General features: G+C 61.1%; 18 protein-coding genes and 1 tRNA gene. 14 read left to right on the top strand and 5 right to left on the bottom strand.

Going from position 1 to position 17642, the window contains the following annotated elements; all coding sequences use genetic code 11:
• Positions 1-18: 18 nt before the first annotated feature.
• Together rpiA and QZ964_RS18935 are read right to left on the bottom strand one after the other, a co-directional pair.
• Positions 19-741, bottom strand: a complete 723-nt coding sequence (gene rpiA / locus QZ964_RS18940; RefSeq protein ID WP_292533538.1) for a ribose-5-phosphate isomerase RpiA — start codon at positions 739-741, stop codon at positions 19-21.
• A 29-nt stretch (positions 742-770) separates the two neighbouring features.
• A complete protein-coding gene (locus tag QZ964_RS18935) occupies positions 771-1169 on the bottom strand; it encodes a hypothetical protein (protein WP_292533536.1) in 399 nt (132 codons plus the stop codon).
• 129 nt (positions 1170-1298) lie between these two features.
• Here QZ964_RS18935 and QZ964_RS18930 point away from each other — a divergent pair, with 129 nt between their 5' ends.
• From QZ964_RS18930 to QZ964_RS18900, 7 genes are all read left to right on the top strand, one after another.
• Positions 1299-2003 (top strand): HAD-IA family hydrolase, encoded by a 705-nt coding sequence (locus tag QZ964_RS18930; RefSeq protein WP_292533535.1) that lies wholly within the window; start codon positions 1299-1301, stop codon positions 2001-2003.
• A gap of 60 nt (positions 2004-2063) precedes the next feature.
• Positions 2064-2615 carry a phosphohydrolase gene (locus QZ964_RS18925; RefSeq protein WP_292533534.1) on the top strand — a complete coding sequence of 184 codons (552 nt, stop codon included), beginning with the start codon at positions 2064-2066 and terminating at the stop codon, positions 2613-2615.
• Between the two features lie 113 nt (positions 2616-2728).
• Positions 2729-2803: transfer RNA gene (locus QZ964_RS18920), tRNA-Val, on the top strand.
• Between the two features lie 491 nt (positions 2804-3294).
• Positions 3295-3732, top strand: coding sequence for a hypothetical protein (locus QZ964_RS18915; protein WP_292533533.1), 438 nt, complete (start codon positions 3295-3297; stop codon positions 3730-3732).
• Positions 3725-5005: a helicase RepA family protein gene (locus QZ964_RS18910; protein WP_292533531.1), complete on the top strand. Its 1281-nt coding sequence runs from the start codon at positions 3725-3727 to the stop codon at positions 5003-5005. Before QZ964_RS18915 ends, QZ964_RS18910 begins: the two co-directional genes overlap by 8 nt.
• A 252-nt stretch (positions 5006-5257) precedes the next feature.
• Positions 5258-5794 (top strand): hypothetical protein, encoded by a 537-nt coding sequence (locus QZ964_RS18905; protein WP_292533530.1) that lies wholly within the window; start codon positions 5258-5260, stop codon positions 5792-5794.
• Between the two features lie 281 nt (positions 5795-6075).
• A complete protein-coding gene (locus tag QZ964_RS18900; RefSeq protein ID WP_292533528.1) occupies positions 6076-6540 on the top strand; it encodes a hypothetical protein in 465 nt (154 codons plus the stop codon).
• A 27-nt stretch (positions 6541-6567) separates the two neighbouring features.
• On the opposite strand, the gene QZ964_RS18895 is transcribed toward QZ964_RS18900, so the two are convergent.
• Positions 6568-7119, bottom strand: a complete 552-nt coding sequence (locus QZ964_RS18895; protein ID WP_292533527.1) for a hypothetical protein — start codon at positions 7117-7119, stop codon at positions 6568-6570.
• 205 nt (positions 7120-7324) lie between these two features.
• On the opposite strand from QZ964_RS18895, the gene QZ964_RS18890 reads away from it, so the two are divergent.
• On the top strand, positions 7325-9100 hold the full coding sequence (locus tag QZ964_RS18890; RefSeq protein WP_292533526.1) for a phage terminase large subunit family protein: 1776 nt from the start codon (positions 7325-7327) through the stop codon (positions 9098-9100).
• 583 nt (positions 9101-9683) lie between these two features.
• On the opposite strand, the gene QZ964_RS18885 is transcribed toward QZ964_RS18890, so the two are convergent.
• Positions 9684-10028 (bottom strand): hypothetical protein, encoded by a 345-nt coding sequence (locus tag QZ964_RS18885; RefSeq protein ID WP_292533524.1) that lies wholly within the window; start codon positions 10026-10028, stop codon positions 9684-9686.
• A 94-nt stretch (positions 10029-10122) separates the two neighbouring features.
• Between QZ964_RS18885 and QZ964_RS18880 the strand changes: the two genes are divergently transcribed.
• The 5 genes from QZ964_RS18880 (at position 10123) to QZ964_RS18860 (ending at position 15718) form a co-directional block, all read left to right on the top strand.
• Complete coding sequence (locus QZ964_RS18880) at positions 10123-10776, top strand: hypothetical protein (RefSeq protein ID WP_292533522.1); 654 nt, start codon at positions 10123-10125, stop codon at positions 10774-10776.
• 91 nt (positions 10777-10867) lie between these two features.
• Positions 10868-12259 (top strand): phage portal protein, encoded by a 1392-nt coding sequence (locus tag QZ964_RS18875; protein WP_292533520.1) that lies wholly within the window; start codon positions 10868-10870, stop codon positions 12257-12259.
• The gene (locus QZ964_RS18870; protein ID WP_292533519.1) at positions 12256-14028 is read left to right on the top strand and encodes a hypothetical protein; all 1773 of its coding nucleotides are present in this window, start codon (positions 12256-12258) and stop codon (positions 14026-14028) included. The genes QZ964_RS18875 and QZ964_RS18870 overlap by 4 nt, the downstream gene beginning before the upstream one ends.
• 210 nt (positions 14029-14238) lie before the next feature.
• Entirely contained in the window at positions 14239-14481 is a 243-nt protein-coding gene (locus tag QZ964_RS18865; RefSeq protein ID WP_292533517.1) for a hypothetical protein, read from the top strand.
• Positions 14482-14713: 232 nt separating this feature from the next.
• A complete protein-coding gene (locus tag QZ964_RS18860) occupies positions 14714-15718 on the top strand; it encodes a site-specific integrase (RefSeq protein WP_292533515.1) in 1005 nt (334 codons plus the stop codon).
• A 252-nt stretch (positions 15719-15970) separates the two neighbouring features.
• Here QZ964_RS18860 and QZ964_RS18855 read toward each other — a convergent pair whose 3' ends face one another.
• The gene (locus QZ964_RS18855) at positions 15971-16777 is read right to left on the bottom strand and encodes a sterol desaturase family protein (RefSeq protein ID WP_292533513.1); all 807 of its coding nucleotides are present in this window, start codon (positions 16775-16777) and stop codon (positions 15971-15973) included.
• A 241-nt stretch (positions 16778-17018) separates the two neighbouring features.
• Here QZ964_RS18855 and QZ964_RS18850 point away from each other — a divergent pair, with 241 nt between their 5' ends.
• Entirely contained in the window at positions 17019-17489 is a 471-nt protein-coding gene (locus QZ964_RS18850) for an SRPBCC family protein (protein WP_292533512.1), read from the top strand.
• Positions 17490-17642: the final 153 nt, after the last annotated feature.

Below are 17642 nucleotides of genomic sequence, written 5' to 3'. Positions count from 1 at the left end.
TAAGGTCATAGTCGAAACTCATATGCTGTCGCCCGATATGTTGCCGATGATGCGCACGCCATCGGCGCCGGCGATGAAGATCGCGGTGGCGAGTCCGATGAACAATCCGTGATCCACGACTCCGGGAATCGCCGACAGCCGGGCGGACAGGGCTTCGGGATCGTCGATGGCGCCGAACGCGCAGTCGACGATGTAATGGCCGCCGTCGGTGATGAAGCGCCCGCCGGGCGCCGCTTCCCGCACCGTCAGCGGTCCGACAAGTCCGAGCCCCCGCGCCGCCCGTTCGATATGCAGCATGGTGGAGCGCGCGCCGAACCGATCGATTTCGACCGGCAGCGGGAAGGCGCCGAGCGTATGCGCCTCCTTCGTCGCGTCGGCGATGACGAACATGCGCGTCGACGCCGCGGCGACGATCTTTTCGCGCAAAAGCGCCCCGCCGCCGCCCTTGATCAGGCGAAGCCTCGAATCGAATTCGTCCGCGCCGTCGACCGTCAGATCGAGTTGCGGCGTCTCGTCGAGCGTCGACAGCGCTATCCCGAGGCTTTCCGCCTGCGCGCGGGTGCGCTCGGACGTCGGCACGCACAGGACGTCGAGGCCGTCTTTGACCCGGGCGCCGAGAAGGTCGACGAAATGCGCCGCCGTCGATCCGGTGCCCAGTCCCAGCCGCATGCCATGCGTGACGGACTCGAGCGCCGCGCGCGCGGCGGCGCGCTTCATGGCCTCGGCGGAAAATGCGCTCATGCGGACATTCGCTTCGCTGCGTCGCCGGCCTATTTCGCCGGGGGCGTGCAGACCACCGCGGTTTCGTTGAGGACGAAACAGATCGACATCATGCCCGAGCGCAGATCGACCCGGAACACGCCGCCTTCGCCGGTATGACGCGAAGCGACCAGCGCATATTCGCTGAAGGCGCCGGCCCTTGCGCCTTCGCCCGGCGGGTAGCACAGCGTCACGCCGACCGCTGCGCCTTCCTTCAATCCATATTGGCAGGCGCCGACCTCGCCGTTGGACCGGTCCAGGCGAAACACGCGATTGAGGTCGGTCTGCGGCGCGGCAAGAAATTCGTAATTGGCGGCCGCCGCCGCCGGCGTTCCAAACCCCGCCACGATAAGCGCGCCGGCCGTGAAAATGGCGCGTCGCCAGATAAGGAATTGGCGCGTTCCACGCATGTTTGCGCTCCCTGTCGCGAATCGGTGGGCGCAGTTTACACGCAGAGCCTGCGCGCGAAGGGGGTAAAATTTGGCTATTCGCCCGGCGCCGCTTGATCCGGAGCGGCCGCGCGGCTACGCCCTGACGCCATGACGATCCGTCCCCCGGTTCTGGTTTTCGATCTCGACGGCACATTGGCCGACACCGCGCATGATCTCATCGGCGCGCTCAACGTCCTGCTGTTGCGCGAGGGGCTGACGCCGCTCGCTCTCGAGGCCGCGCGGCCGCTTGTCGGGGCCGGCGCGCGGGCGCTGATCGAGCGCGGCTTCGCCTGCCAAGGCGCGCCGCTCGATCTGGCGCGCACGGATGCGCTGGTGCGCGACTTTCTCGTTCACTATGAGGCGCATATCGCCGACGAAAGCCGCCTCTTTCCCGGCGCGCTCGCGGCGCTCGATCGGTTCAGGGCGGCGGGGTTTCGTCTCGCCGTCTGCACCAACAAGCCCGAGGCCATGGCGCGCCTGCTCCTCGAAAAACTCGCGGCGGCGGACCGCTTCGCGGCGATTTGCGGGCGCGGCAGCTTTCCCATGCACAAGCCAGATCCGCGCACGCTTTGGCTGACGATCGAGGCGGCCGACGGCGATCTGCGCCGCGCGGTGATGGTCGGGGATTCGAAGACCGACATCGACACCGCCCGCGCCGCCGGAACGCCGTCGGTGGCGGTGGATTTCGGTTATACCGACACGCCGGTTCAGGCGTTCTCGCCCGATCGCGTCATCTCTCATTTCGACGAGCTGTGGGACGCGGTGGCGTCGCTGGACGCCGCGCTATTCGCAGCTTCGCCCCAGCCGACGTAATATACGGGCGCCGGGTCGCCTTCTAGCCAGCTCGCGCGCGTTTGGAGAAAGGCGTCCACTATGGAGAAAATGCATTTCACCCGGATGGACCAGGGCACCGACGAAGACTTTCAAATCCTCAAACAGGTTCACGAGCACACGCTCAACGAACTGCCGGACCGGCTCTTCGGACTGCTGCGCGATCTTGGCGCGGACACCGCTTATAACATCACGCGCTACGATCATTGTCTGCAATCGGCGACGCGGGCGCTACGTGACGGCAAGGACGAAGAATATGTGGTCGTCGCGCTGCTGCACGACGCCTGCGAAACGCTCGGGCCTTTCAACCACGGCGAGGTGATCGCCGCGATCCTGAAGCCGTTCGTCAGCCGCGACAATTATTTTATGCTGGCGCAGCACGGCCTGTTCCAGACCTATTTCTACGCCGCGCATCTTGGCCTCGATCCCAATGCCCGCGACAAGTTCAAATCCGACCCGGCCTATGAGCAGACGGTCGAGTTCTGCGCCAGATATGACGAAATCTCCTTCGATCCCAAGTATCAAAACGAGCCGCTCTCGACCTTCGAGCCGATGGTGCGCCGAGTTCTGGCGAAGGACTGGACGCCGCCATGAGCCGTGCGGGGGCGGCGCGCTGGCTTGAGCCCCGGCGCGGCGGGATCGATCTGCGATCTTGACGGAAGGCGCCGGCCTCTCCTACAGGGGAAGGATCGATCGCCAATGGCGACGGGCGGCTAGCTCAGCGGGAGAGCACTCCCTTCACACGGGAGGGGTCACAGGTTCAATCCCTGTGCCGCCCACCAGAGAATCCCTACAAAAACCGGGACTTTGCGGGGAACGCTCGCGACCGAACGGAACCGAACAAAACCGAACAGAGCGCTAACTCACCCAAAAATCTGGGTGAAATCCGGGTAGAGCGTTCTCCGTCTGGTCCGCCCGACCCTGACCCCCAAAAAAGTGAAGCCGCTCGGAATGGGCTCCCGGAGCGGCTTCACACGAAAAAGCACAGCGAGGCAAATTTCGCTCCGGGACAATATGCCCAGCGCGACTCGTCCGCAAGCGCCGCTTTTTCGATAGCTGAAAAAGCCGCCGCGCCTATCCACGATCCCGAAATCATCCGCGAAATCTGCCTCGACGCGCTCGGGCCGCTGCCGGCCGAAGCACTCGCCGCCTTCGTCGCGCTCGACATGGGCGATTTTGACGAAGCGCACGAGCGCATGTCGCGCGTCGTCGCGCTCACCAAAGAAGCCGCGCGGTTTATGCGCGTGTTCCTCGACGGCAGGAGGGCGCGGCGATGAGCGACCCTATCTTGCCGAAAGGCTTTGGCGAAGCCGCGCGCGAGTATCGAGAGGCGCATCCAACGGCCTATTATCGCCGCGTCCGGGACGACCTCCCGCCGCCGGATTTTTTCGACTGGCCCGAACACAGACAGGACCAGTGGTTCGCCGAGAAACGAGCGGCGGCGGCGAAGACCGGAACTGCGCCGCCCAATCCAGAAAGATCGCAGCGCGCCCAAAAGCAGCGCATCGCCCTGCGGCAAGCCTGGCCAGAGGACTTTGACAGGGGCGCACGTGATGGCCTCATGCAGCAATTTGACGGGCTTCGTGAGAAGGGCGGTTATCCGCTCGGCTTTCACAATTGGCCATTGCAGCGCCGCAACGCTTATTTCGCCGGCTACAACAAGGGACGATTGGACCGCCTCTCTCTAAAACGCGGAGGCGACCATGATTGAGCGTCCCGACTATATGACGGAAGAGGATTGGCGAGCTTTCCTGGAAAAACGCGAGCGCGAGGCCAATTGTGGACGTTATTTCGAAGAGCCGGAAGGCGCGTATATCCCGCCGATAGGCGAGCCCGCGCAGCCGCAAGGCAACGGCCATGACCGGCGCGCGCAGCCGTCGCGAAAAATGCAGTTCGAATGGTTTGACGACGCATGCGACGCTGCGCTTGCAGAGTCGCACAGTCGCCAACTGATTGACGGGCTGCTCGACGAAGGCGCGTTTAGCGTCATTTACGGCGAGCCCGGCAGCGCAAAAACATTCTTCGCCCTCGACACGACTTTTTGCGTATCGACCGGGCTCCCATGGAACGGCAAACCGACAAAGCGCGGCTTGGTCGTCTATGTCGCTGCGGAAGGCGGGAGACGGATTCAACGTCGCCTCGCCGCGCTCAAAAAGCGCTACGTCGAAACGCACGGCGTGAACGCGCCAAGGCCGTTGTTCGCACTTGTGCGCCATCCTATCGACCTGCGCTCAAACGACGCCAATCTGAAAGAACTGCTTGCGCTTGTCCGGCAAACCGAAGCTGAGACCGGCGAAAAATGCGTCTGGATCGTCGTCGACACCCTGTCACGCGCCCTCGCCGGCGGCGACGAAAATTCCCCCGCCGACATGGGGCGCGTCGTGATGGCCGCAGACCGCATTCGCACCGAGACGGACGCGCATTTCTCATACGTGCATCACAGCGGCAAGGACGCCGCCCGCGGCGCTCGCGGGCATTCTTTGCTGCGCGCGGCGACAGACAGCGAAATCGAGGTGACGCCCGGCGCGCTCAAAGTGACGAAGCAGCGCGACCTTGAAGGCGGCCAAACATTCGGGTTTCAGCTTGTCGACGTCACTATCGGCGAAGACGCAGACGGGAAGCCGATAAAGTCAGCCGTCATCGAGTGGACCGATGCGCCGACGAAAGCCGAGCGCGCCAGCAAGGCTAAATCCGTTCCGCCTTCGGAACGCCTGCTCATGGAATGCGTCGCGCAAGCAATCGACGAAGCCGGCGAAATGCACCGCCTATTCCCCGACGGACCGCTTGTCAAAGTCATCTCCGACGATTTCGTGCGACGGCGCTACTACGCACGCATCGCCGAAAGGCCGAAAGACGGCGACACGCCAGAAAAACTCGCCGTGAGGCAGCGGCAAGCCTTCAACAGGGCAATCCAAAAGAATCTAGACGCCAAGCGGCTGTGCGCCGCTGAGAAGAACGGAGCGCGAGTCCTATGGCTGCCGTGACAAAGCGTGACAAAGCGTGACATGGCGGGAAAATGTCACGCTTTGTCACGCTGCCGGAATCCGAGAGAGACCGTGACAAAGCGTGACACACCCCCTTTAGGGGGTGTCACGTATGTCACGCTCACGGACCGGGTTCACGTCACGAGGGGAATGACTCTGGCGGGCAGATATGATGGGGGGTAATAACGCCCGAGCTGCGCCGTCGAGGGCGCGTTATGATAATGTCCCTTATCCTATACGCAGAAAGTCTTGATGAGCGTGGAAGTCAATTACCTGACCGTGCATTCGGTTGCCGACGCCGAGGCTCTGACCGACAAGGTTCGAGCGGCGGCGGATTATGCGCAGGAGTGGCTTCTCGGCCAGATAGGAGACCCTCTCGGCCTATTTCGGCAGATGAAATTCGAGCCGGTCGGGTTTCATCCAATAAGTCACGGCGCGCTAAATCTGGTCGAACAAATCAATCAAACATGGACGTTCCTCGTAGCGATCGCCGCCGCTAAACAATTACTCATGCTCCACCCAGAAGCGGGCGGCTTCCGTATTGCTCCGGGCGCGCATGCGTCTTTGCCGCTCGACATTATGAGCGAAGTAGAAGGGCTTGTCGGCGCAGAAACATTCGCGGCCGTGTCGCCGCGCAACAACGACAAATTGCAGAAGGACTTGGGGAAGCTGCAAGGCCGCATAGAAAAGCATCGCTACGTCTTTTTCCTGTCTCCCCTGTTTCCTGGGACAGCGCGCCGCCCACAGTTCGAATCCGGCGGCATCCAAGTGTGGTCGGTCGATGTCTAACGAGATTGTCGCGCTCGACGCTCGCGTCCCTACCCGCGTCGCGGCCGCCGGCAACCGCGCCCAAACGCGCTCTTGGGAATTCTTCGTCAACAACACATGCAAGCCATGGTGTGCCGACCGCCAAGAGCGCCCAGAACGGAACGCGTAACTCGCACGGGAAACGGGACAAACAGACCCCGTTTCCCGTGTGTATCGCAGCGGGTCCTCCCCCAAGGGGGATTCGCGGGGGGAAATCCGCCCGACGTATCACTCGATGAGAGAAAAATAAGTGAGATAAATCAGTGGCCTGCGACGACAACCTGGTGAACGCGGCGCAGTTGGGCGAATTTCTCGGGCTGTCGTCGTCCAATATCCGCAATTTGGCCGAGGCCGGCGAGGTTGTTCGGGCTCCGGCGCGCGGGCGGTATCTGTTGCGGGAGAGCGTGCAGAAATATTGCGAGAAACTGCGCGTTGCGGCGAACCGGAGCAATACGCGCGGCGAGGCGACGGCGACGCTGACGAACGAACGGGCGCGACTGGCGAAAGAGCAGGCCGACGTGATGGCGTTGAAGGCGGCGCAGGCGCGGGGTGAGTTGGTGCCGGCGGCCGAAGTGGCGCAGCGCTGGAAAACCATATTGTCGGCGCTGCGTGGCCGCTTTCTGGCGTTGCCAAGCAGACTGCGGGCGCGTCTGTCGCTGAGCCGCGCGGACTTCGACGTCATCAATGACGAGATTATCGACACATTGGCGGACTTGGCCGATGGGTAGTGGTCCAGTTTGAATATGATGGTGAACTTACTCTTCTAATTTTCTGGAGACACGTTTTGAGATAGTGCGCCCTCTTTTAGCCGCCGGATTTGGGCTATCGATGCGTACATAGAAATGCGTTCCAGGTTCATAATCTCGTACACTTCCGGGCTGTGTACCGGTTCGCACCTTCACCTTATTCATAGTCATTTGAGGACCGGCGGCGCGAAGAATGACATTTTCCAGTTCCTTTTCGTGATTTTTTTCTTTCACGATATAAAAGGAAAAATAGACCAACTCTTTTGGGTATTCTTTCTTCCGTGATGCAAGTCGGCGAAATATGTGTCCTCTGCCTCCATAACGAGGAACCCCATATGAATCGTGGGCCATGTAGACGCCGTCAACGCCAATTTTTTTCTGTTGAACGTGTTTTTTCACTTCCATCAGACACTCGAAGGGTATTTTTTCTCCAATACACAAAAAAAGATTTCCGACCTTTGGTTCATGGCCGGGAAGCGGTTCGAGAAGTCCAAAAATCACTTTTTGTCGTTCTCCTTTCCAAACTTCCTTCTCAATAAGTCTTCTCGTGCTTCGCACCATGACCCCCCTTCGAGGCTTTAACGAGCAATCAGCTTCTAGCGGTTTCCCAATCCTCCAACACTTTCACCATATCGGACATTTATCAAGGGTAGCCGGGCAAGTCCTGGGCGGCGAGTCAGGTCGGGCCAGTCATGGCGTGGCCGGCTTGAATATCGGGGGCGGTCCGAAAGGACCGCCCTTTTTGTTTTGCGATTAAACTACGCGCATGAATCTCGACTCGCTCACCCACGATGCGCTTGCCGCGTTGCGCCCGCCGCCTCGGATTCCGCTTTCCGATTGGATTGAGCAGAACATCGTCTTGCCGCAGGGCGTGAGCGCGCTGCCGGGCCGCGTGAGGCTTTGGAGCTATCAAAAGGGAATTGCCGACGCCATCGGCGACCCGTCAGTCGAGCGCGTGACGCTGGTCAAATCCGCGAGATTGGGATTCACGTTCCTGCTCACTTCGGCGCTTGGCCATTACGCGGTCAATGAGCCATCGCCGGTTCTGGTATTGCAGCCGGTCGAATCCGATTGCCGCGACTTCGTGGTGAGCGAGATTGAGCCGATTTTCGCGGAGTCGCCGGTTCTACACAGTCTGCTGAGCGCCGATTATGACGAAGGCGGACGCAACACGCTGCTGTCGCGCCGCTTCCCAGGCGGCTCTCTCAAGATCGTCGCCGCCAAAGCGCCGCGCAATTTGAGGCGACACACGGTCCGCGTTTTGTTTGTCGACGAAGCCGACGCTTGCGAGACGACTGCCGAGGGCTCGCCGATAATGCTCGCCGAAAAGCGGACGCTGTCTTTTCCCGATAGAAAAATTGTCATCGGTTCGACGCCGCTCATCGCCGAAACAAGCAACGTGATACGCGCTTATGAGGCGAGCGACGGGCGCATTTTCGAGGTTCCATGTCCGAGCTGCGGCGCTTTCAATTTCATCGAATGGCGGAACATCGAATGGGAGTCCGGCCAGCCGGAGACGGCGAAGTATCGCTGCCCGCATTGCAATTCGCTGATAGACGAACGGCACAAGCTGCAAATGTTGCGCGAAGGCCGCTGGCGCGCGACAAGGCCGGAGGTGGTAGGTCATGCGGGTTTTCACATAAACGCATTGGTGAGCCCGTTGCCCAACGCGAGCTGGCCAAAACTGGTCGCCGAATTTTTGGCGGCGAAAGACGACACCGATTTACTGCGGCCGTTCCTCAATACCGTTTTGGCCGAGCCGTGGCGCGAGAGCGGCGACGAAGTCAATGAACTGTCGCTGCAACAGCGCGTCGAGCCGTTCGGGCTCGATAGAATTCCGGCGGAGGTTTTGTGCATCACTATCGGCTGCGACGTTCAGAGGGACCGCCTCGAACTGACGGTCGTCGGCTGGTCGCGCGATGGCGTGGCGTTCGTTCTCGGCCACATCGTCTTGTGGGGCTCGCCCGATGGCGACGATGTTTGGTTCGAGTGCGACGAAGTCCTGCGCACGAAATGGAAGCATCCGTTCGGCGGCTGGCTCAAAGTCGACGCCGCCTGCATTGACGCTGGCGACGGCGCGAGCATGGACAAGGTTCTTTCGTTTTGCCAGCCGCGGCTCGGACGGCGCGTCATGGCCATCAAGGGCGCATCCGGCAACCGGCCGGCGCTGGTCGCGACGAAGTCTAAGGCGCTCAAGGCGCGGCTTTTCATCGTCGGCGTCGATTCATTGAAGTCGCAAATTTTCGATAAGCTTGCGCGCGGGCGCTCGATAAGATTCAGCGATAGTTTGGAGCCGGTTTGGTTCGAGCAAGTGACGTCCGAGCGGCGCGTCCTGCGCTACAGTCGGGGCCAGCCGCAACGCCGTTTCGAGCGCATACCCGGACGCAACGCCGAGGCGTTGGACTGCACCGTTTATGCGTTCAGCGCCAAGGCCGGCGTCGCGATTCAGTGGGACAGCCGCGAGGCCGAATTGCGCAGCGCGAGCCCGCCAAAGGCCGCGCAGCCGCAGGTCTATCGCTCGAAATGGATGACGGGCGCATGACCGCCCTTGCCAATTCTTTCTGGTGCGGGAAATCCCGCACCAAAAACGAAAATCTCTTTCGCTTTCAATTTCAACGCACTAAGCCGCCTCGCCGATGCACACTTGAAAATGTTCCACTCGTGTCCAATCTGTCCTCTAGCAAGGGGGTCCAATGCCGAGAGGCGATACCGAGGGTTGGGGCGGCGCGCGGAAAGGCGCGGGCGGGCCGAGGAACCAGCTTGTCGATTTTCTCATGCAAACTTGCGGATTGTCGCGCTCGACCGCTTATCGCCGCATAGCTGAGCGGCCCGATTTAGGCGACGACAAGGACGCTTGGCGGGCGGCCAACATAGGGCTGAGGCCGCGAGGCGGGCTACGAGGTTACTTCAAGAGGGGGCACCCCCGCCCCTATTGGCCTGCTCGATAGACAGGCAAATTTGCCTGTCTACGGGTCCTCGCCGAGCAGCCGCGCCATCGACGACTTCAAGAATCTGGCGCGAGCCAATGCCCTGCGACAGCGGCTCTGCACCACATGCGCCGCGACTTCCCTGTCGGGGTGCCTGATTTCCGGCACCCCCAACGAAAATCTCTTTCGCTTTCAATTTCAGCGCGTGCGCAATGCCGCCTCGCCGACGAATACGACGCGGCGCAGGAACGCGGGGAAATAGCAAAAAGCGGCCAACAAGATCGCGTTCGGGATAGCGTTCCCAATGGGAACACTATCGCCACGACCGCCGACATTGGCCTCACGCGCAAGCAAGTCCACGAGGCGCGGCAAGTGCGCGACGCATGGCGAGATAGGGCGAGGCGATAGAAGTTCCAAACGAGAACATCTATCGACGACCGCCGACGCCCGGCCCTTTGGGTTGCTGGCGCTCTTGGCGTGCGATTTTGATTTACCGGAATCCGGTAAATTACGAGGGAAAACCTCGCGGAATCGTTTCAACATGTTGAAAGGGTTCTCCTTAAAAAACAATGGCTTGACTCCAGCCGGGGCAACGCGCCACTCTATCGCGAGTCGTGGCAACCGAAGGAGTCGGGACATGCGCTTACTCGCATGGGGAGAGTTTTTGGCCGGCGCGGGTCTGACTGCGCGACGGCTGACGAGCGAGCGGGAACGCGGAACGCTGGCGCTCGCGATGGGCAGCGCCGAGTCTTATCAGATGTTGGCGCACACCGAGGTCGATTGCGCCGCAGTCGTGCTTTGCGACCAACTGGCAAAAACTTTCGAAAAGAAGCAGGCCGCGCAAATCGTGCGGGTCCACTTTCCGACCTGGGGCCGATGCGTCGCCCACGCCGAGCACTCGGACGTCGACCAGTATTTTGCGATCGTCGAAACGGTGCGCGTTAGCGATGGCGCAACCGCGCATCTGACATGCGGCAGCACGTCGCCGAATCCAAGCGAGATTGCTGGCGAGGTTCGCGGTCATCCGGTCGCCGAGGGCTTCCGCATCGTCGGCATGACGGTCGCCAACATCACCGGCGTTTGCGAGCGCGTGCGCGCCAATGCGGTAAAGAAAGGCTTCGACCTTTCGCAGAGATTTTTGTTGCCGCCGGATGACCCGCGCTCGGAGGAATTTTTCGCGCCGTTCGACGAAGCGTTCGACCGCGCCGCTCGTCTGGTCGCCGCGCGACGCCGCGTTGAGCGGGCGATTGCGTCCGGCGCTTTCGCCGCCATGCCAGCCACGCCGCAGTAAACGGGATGCGCGCGGCTTGTTCACCTTTCGCAGGCCGCGCGCGGCGGCGGGCGACCGTCATTGTCCGCCGCCATTTTTTCATGAGGCGTAAATGAAGCTGGCGCAGTCCGCTCGTGATGTTCGCCGATGGCTCGCTCGCCAGATCGCTGGCGACGTGTCCGAGCGCCGTTTCGACGCCGCCGGCACATCGGGCCGCTGGCCTATCGCGGCGACCATGACCAGCCCGTTGCGGAGCGGTCTGAACGCGAGGGCGACGTTGGCGCAGCGCGCCGGCTATCTCGCGGCCAACAGTCCTTACATCGCCGCCATTGTCGGCAACGTCACCACGGCTTTTTGCGGCGACGGCCCGACGCTGCAACACGACAACCAAAAAATCGTCGAGGCGTGGAATCGTCGCTTTTGGCCGCAGTGCGACGCCGAGGGCGTTTCGTCTCTCGGACACATGTTGGCGCGCGCCGTGCGATGCGTGTTCGTTACCGGCGAGGCTTTCATCGTTTTCAAAATCGACCCTGAAACCGGCGCGCTACGGCTGCAACTGATTGCGCCGGACCAGGTCGACGCGACGCGCAACGAAGACCTCGGCGGCGGCGCTTTCATCACGTCCGGAATCGAGACAGACGCCGCCGGGAACCACGTCGCCATTTGGGTTCTGCCGCGGTCGACCGACCATCCGCTCGCGCCAAGCATCGCGCCGGACGCCGTGAGAATTCCCGTTAGCGATGTTTGCCACGTCTTCGACCCGCCATCGCCGGGAGCGGTGCGCGGCGTTAGTCCGCTCGCGCCGGTCTTGACCAGGGCGCTGGAGCTGGACGCGCTTGAAGATGCGTTGCTGGCGCAGCAAAAAGTCGCGGCGCTGCTTTGCGCGTTTATCACCGACCCGAGCGGCCAAGTCGACCTCGGCAAGGTGGCTGGCGACGGCTCGATATCGATGGAGCCGGCGACCATCCGCGTCCTTCCGGATGGCGCGCTGGTCAACGCCATCGACCCGCCGCAAATACAGGGTGGCGAAAGTTTTCAGCGCGCGATGATTCGCTCGCTCGCCGCCGCCATGGGCGTGCCGTTCGAGCTGGTTTCCGCCGACCTCAGTCAGACCAGTTTTTCATCGGCGCGCTTTGGCGACCGTTTCTTTCGAAGGCGCACGACGCAAGTGCAGCGCACGATTTTGGAGCCGCAGTTTCTCGACCGCGTCTTTGCTCGTTTCGTCGCGCTCGAAACGCTCGCCGGCCGGCTCGACGTCGACCTCGAAACCCTCCCGCCGCCGCGCTGGTTGTGGCCGGCGTATGAGCCAATCGATCCGTCGAAGGACACGCAAGCCGATGTGGCGGCCGTCGCCGCCGGCTTTGCGTCACGTGCGGAAATCATCGCCAAGAGAGGCCGCGACCCGGTCGACGTCGACGCCGAAATCGCCGCAGACCCGCGACCCGCGCCGGCAATGCCGACGCCATCGCCAACCGTCACTTTAGACCAGGAGCAAAGCAAATGACCTTGCATCATCGCAATCGCCCGCCCGGCGAGGTTTTCACGCGTGCAATCGCGGTGCGCCCGAACACGTTCGATCGCGCGACGCGGACGTTCACCGGCGCGGTGCTGGCGACTTCGCGACCGATCCGCATGCGCGGCGGAATCATGGAGACGCTCGATTTCCCGCCGGGCCTTCCTCAGTCCTTGCCGCTTAACCTCGATCACAGAACCGACGTCCGTTCGGCGATCGGACGCGTGACGAATCTCCGCGTGCAAGGCGAAGAGCTGCTTTGTGACGGTCAAATCTCCAGCGACTCATCGGTCGATTGGCTTGTCGAGCGGATTAGCGACGGCACAGTGGCGAGCCTCAGCGTCGGCTATCGCGCCGCGCAAGTCCGCGAAGGCGCTGGACGCTCTCGCACAGTCACGCCGGAATTCATCCATGCGGCGATTGTCAGCGAGCCCGCAGACGAGCGCGCCGGTATCAGGTCCGCCGACGATGGCGCAGACGATGACGAGCGTGATGATGACGCGCAGGACACGGCGACGCGCAATGCTCGCGTGCGTTCTCTGTGCCGCTCGCTTGGCCTGTCACGCGACGTCGAAGACCGCGCCATCGATGGCGGCTGGAGCGACACGCGCATCTTGGACGCGGTCGTCGAACGCTCCGGCGGCGACCGCATCCGCTCGACGACGCGCGGCCATGTCAGCCTCGACGACCCGATGACCTTCCGAGAGGCGGCGCGCGATAGTCTTGTTGCCAGAATGACCGGCGAAGACCCGCGAGGCCCAGCGCGAGAGCTGACGTCCCTGTCTGAGCGGGAATTTTTTTGCCGGCTTCTGCGGCATGCCGGACAGTCCGTGGCTGGTTTGAGCGACCAGGAAATTAAAACCCGCGCGCTCGCGACAAGCGACTATCCGCTGATCGCCGGACAGGCTTTCCAGATTGTCGCCATGCGACAATTCGAGCAGGCGCAGTCGCCGTCCGCTGTCTTGGCGGGAACGCGCACCGTGCCAGATTTCCGCACTTACACGGAAGGTCTCACCGACTGGACAACGCTCGACATCAACAAACTTTCGGAGCTTGGCGAATATCGTCACAGCTATGTAAGCGAAGACGGCGAGTCCTACCGGATTTACACGGTGGGCGGACGCTTCGATATCTCGCGCCAGCTCAACATCAATGCGCAGGGCCGTATGCCTAATCCGGCAGACGCGCAAGGCCGTCGTCTTGCCGCTTATGTGAACGATACGCGTGTCGCCTACATCACGCAAAACACCCTCGCCGGACCGACGCTGCGCGACACAAATCCCACGTTCTTTGCGGCGCGCGGCAACATCGCCGCGCTGAACACGGAGACCATCGAGAGCGTCATCGATTCGCTGCTCTTGGCTCGCGCCAGCATGGCGAAGCGCAAGGGCGGAGGCGACGTGATGATAGGCCAGTTCCCGCGCTATTGGATGGTGCCGGCCGAATTCGAAGGCGTCGCCGTTCGCGCGTTGGCGACCATCAACGCCGCGCGGCCCGGCGATGTGAATCCGTTGAGCGGCAGGCTCGAAGTCATCGTCGAACCACGCTTGTCGAGCGCAACTACTTCCTATCTGGTTTGCGTTCCTGCAAGCTTCGACGGGCTTGTGCAAATTGGATTGGAGGGCGCTCCAGGGCCTTACGTCGAGTCAAGATGGGGCTGGGAGGTCGACGCGTTGCAAAGCAAAATCAGATACGACTTCGGCTTCGGCTGGTTAGAATGGCGGTCGTGGACCCGCCTCGACCATGCGGACGCTGGCTAAATGACGACGCTCGCACAACGACAGGCGCAGCTTGACGCGTTGAAAACGGCGCGCGCGACCGGCGCGCGTTCAATCCAATTCGCCGAGCGAAAAATCGAATACAAAAGCGACCGCGAAATGGCCGCTGCAATCAGTGCGCTTGAAGCCGAAATTGCAGGCCAGCCGCGCGCGAAGAATATCGTCGTGCGGTCAACGAAGGGGTGGTGAGCCATGCCGCGTAAAACAATCGACATGACGGGGCAGACCTTCGGCGCGCTGACCATCGTCGGACCAGCACACAAGGTGCGCACGCATCAACACTGGCGCTGCCGATGCGACTGCGGCAACGAGCGCATCGCACGCCGCGACGCGCTGGTCACGGGACAGGTGCAGGGCTGCGTCATATGCGACCCGCCCAGCATACGGCGCGGGCTCAGGAGCAAGCGCGATACCTGTGAGGTTGCCGCGCCATGAGCGTTTATCCGATGTGGTCGTTTCAATTGACGCCAGAAAGGCGCAAGCGGCCGATGAGCAAGCCGGCGCGCCGTTCGGGAGACACCATCGGCTTGGCCGACTTCGCGGCGCGCTTTGGCAAGAGCCCGCGTTGGACAGCGGAGTTTGCCCGAAAGCACGGCATCGGCCACAAAATCGGCCGCGACCGCTTTTTCACCGAAAACGACTATCGCCGCGTTCTGGAGCTAACACAATGCTCAAATTCTACCGACGCACCCGCGACAAAAATTACCGCATCCGCGGGACGCTCTTCGGCGTCTGCTATGAAGAAAGCGCGGGAACTGCTGACCAAGCCGCCGCGCAAATCCTCTGCAACAAGCGCGTCGAGGAAGTTACGCGCGCGCATCTCGAAGGGCGAGTGCTCGGTCGTCGCATTTCACGGTCCTTCGCGGAAGCTGTCGTGACCTATCTCGAAGCCGGCGGCGAGCGACGCTTTCTCGCGCCGTTGCTCGACCATTTCGGCGCGACGCCGATCGAGCGCATTGACCAACAGGCGCTCGACGAAGCCGCCCGCGTCCTCTTGCCGGGCCGCGCGCCAGCGACAATCAATCGTCAGATTTTTGGACCAATGAGCGCCGTGCTGAAAGCCGCTGGCATGAAGCGGAAGTTCGAACGCCGCAATGAGCCCAAAGGACGGGTGCGCGCTTTGACGCCAGAAGAGGCGCAGCGGCTCATTGACGCCTGCTCGCCGCATCTGCGCCCGCTGGTCGTCTTCCTCTTGTTGACCGGCGCGCGCGTCGGCGAGGCGCTTTGGCTCGATTGGCGCGACGTCGACCTGGAGCGGGCGCACGTCAATTTCGCAAAAACCAAGAACGGCAAACCGCGCGGCGTGATCTTGAACGCCGACGTTGTCGCCGCGCTCGCCGACTTGCCGCATCGCCAGGGCGAGGTTTTCCGCCGTCCGGACGGCCTGCCTTATGAGCGCCGCGACCCGAGCGACGACGGCGACACTTCGGCCGGCGCGCGCATCAAGAAAGCCTTTGCCGGCGCTGTGAAGCGCGCCGGGCTCGCGGACCTGCATCCGCACGATCTGCGGCATAGTTGGGCGAGCTGGCACTTCGAGGCGAACCGCGACCTGATCGGCTTGATGGGCGATGGCGGCTGGCATTCGCTGCGCATGGTCGAGCGCTATGCACACCGCAATCAGGAGCACCGGCGCGGCGCTTATGACGCGCTTCCGAGGCTCAAAATTGGGTAAAATCCGGGTGACGGGTTTTGTATGAGGCCGTGAAGCACTTAAAAACAGGAGGTTAAATTATGTCGAACGCTGCCTTCACACGGGAGGGGTCACAGGTTCAATCCCTGTGCCGCCCACCATTAAACAGCTGAAATTAATGAAATTTGATTCTTTGCGTGTCTGAGACCACGCAGAACGGCGCACGAACATGCGCATGCCAAACGTGAAAAATCCAATGGTTTTCGACTATTCCGCTATGGGCGACGTGCGAAGCTACTCACTCTTGCGACGCGGCACGAGGTGCAGCAATTGCGCCAGGCGCCGTTCCGTCAGGAAGGCGAGGCTAAAGAGCTGAACGAGATTTTCAGCTTCGATCAACTCCAAGCCGATGTTGGCGGGGACGAGTTCTTTCCTCGTGCCAAAAATCATGTCCCAGATCGAAAGGACAATCCCGTAGTTGCTGTCGTGCTCGTCGCGCAGAGTCGAATGGTGCGCGCGGTGCAGAGAGGGCGTGATAATCGCATAAGACAACGATTTCTCGCCAGGGAAGGTGAAATTCCCGTGATGGAACAGCACGAAAAACATCCGAACCACTTCGCAAACCACAACGATGCTCGCGGGGACTCCGAAGAGGATGACGCAAAAGCATTTCACGAAGACCTCTAGAAGCTGGTCGAGGACGTGGAACCGCAGCCCCGTGGTGACGTGATAACTCTTGTCGCTGTGATGAATCTTATGAAACCGCCACAGGAACTCGCATTTGTGGCCGAGTCGATGCCAAACGTAGACCGCAAAATCAAATAGGATGAAGCTCAACACCCATTTGAGCGGCCCGTCATCCATATTTCCGAGAACGCCATAATGGGAATAATTTGAAGCGACAATTATTAGGCTCGAGATCGACAATACGCTCATGATGATGTTGTTCACCAAAAAGGCACCTGTATTTGTCTTGAAAGATTTTTTCAGCTCGTCCTTGGACAGCTTCATGTATGGAAAGCGTTTTTCCACAACCAGCAGGACCGCAAACAGGATGACGGCCGCGCCAAAAAGATAGCCTTCGATTCCCGACGTGCTCATTACTGAACTCCCAAGTGGCGCAGCCCCGGGCAGGGATAGAGGCATCGCGTTCGGCTCGAATGCCGGCGAGCGTCCCCAGTTGTCGAATGGCGTCCGCTCAACCTCTCTATTCCCAAAGCGTCAACTTCGCGCCGCGGCGTAACTCTCCGAAGAATGGCTAGGATCGACGGTCAAAACCCTTTAGCGGGTTATATAACGTGGGGTAGATAGAGTCGATGAACTGCCAATCAAGGAGTTTGACGTGCTCGGAATCGGGGGAGCTAAGCCGGTCGCCGGACAGTCGGACGACGTGGTCAAATGCTCTACAGAGAAGGCTTATGATTACATAGGCTGGGGTTTTTTCGCAAATTATCGCAAGTGGTGCCCTCAAGTAGTCGGACTGGAGGAACTTTCAGAGCCGCCTGTGCATCTCGGGACAAGAGGGAGGCAGGTGACAAGAGACAGAGGGCTTGAAAGCGAATCGACTTTTGAAGTCTCGGCATTCGCGCCCACCAGCAAGTTCGAGATCAAAGGCGTGTCGGAGCCGTTTCGATCGGCCTACGAATTTACCAGCGAGGGGGACGGCGCGACTCGGGTCAGTTTCACCTTCGAACTTCAGCAACTCGATCTGGCGATGCGCCCGTTCCAAAAACTAATCCGGACTGCGCTACAGGATGGCGCGATTCAGACCATCGAAAACATCAAGGCTCTTCTCGAAGGAACGCCCGCCTAAACGACGTGCGAGGAACGCGTCAGGAAAAAAAGAACCAGGGAGAAAACATATGTTCATCGTCCAAAAGGACAGCGGCGTCATCCCGCGCGTGTTGACCCAGATCCTGGATTCATGCGTGAACGGCGTGACGCTGACGGACCCCGACCTTGAGGA

It is taken from the genome of Methylocystis sp. (assembly GCF_021731785.1).
Taxonomy (GTDB): Bacteria; Pseudomonadota; Alphaproteobacteria; order Rhizobiales; family Beijerinckiaceae; genus Methylocystis.
The sequence above is the reverse complement of the archived record's forward strand: the minus strand, read 5'-3'. Positions and strand labels throughout refer to the sequence as shown.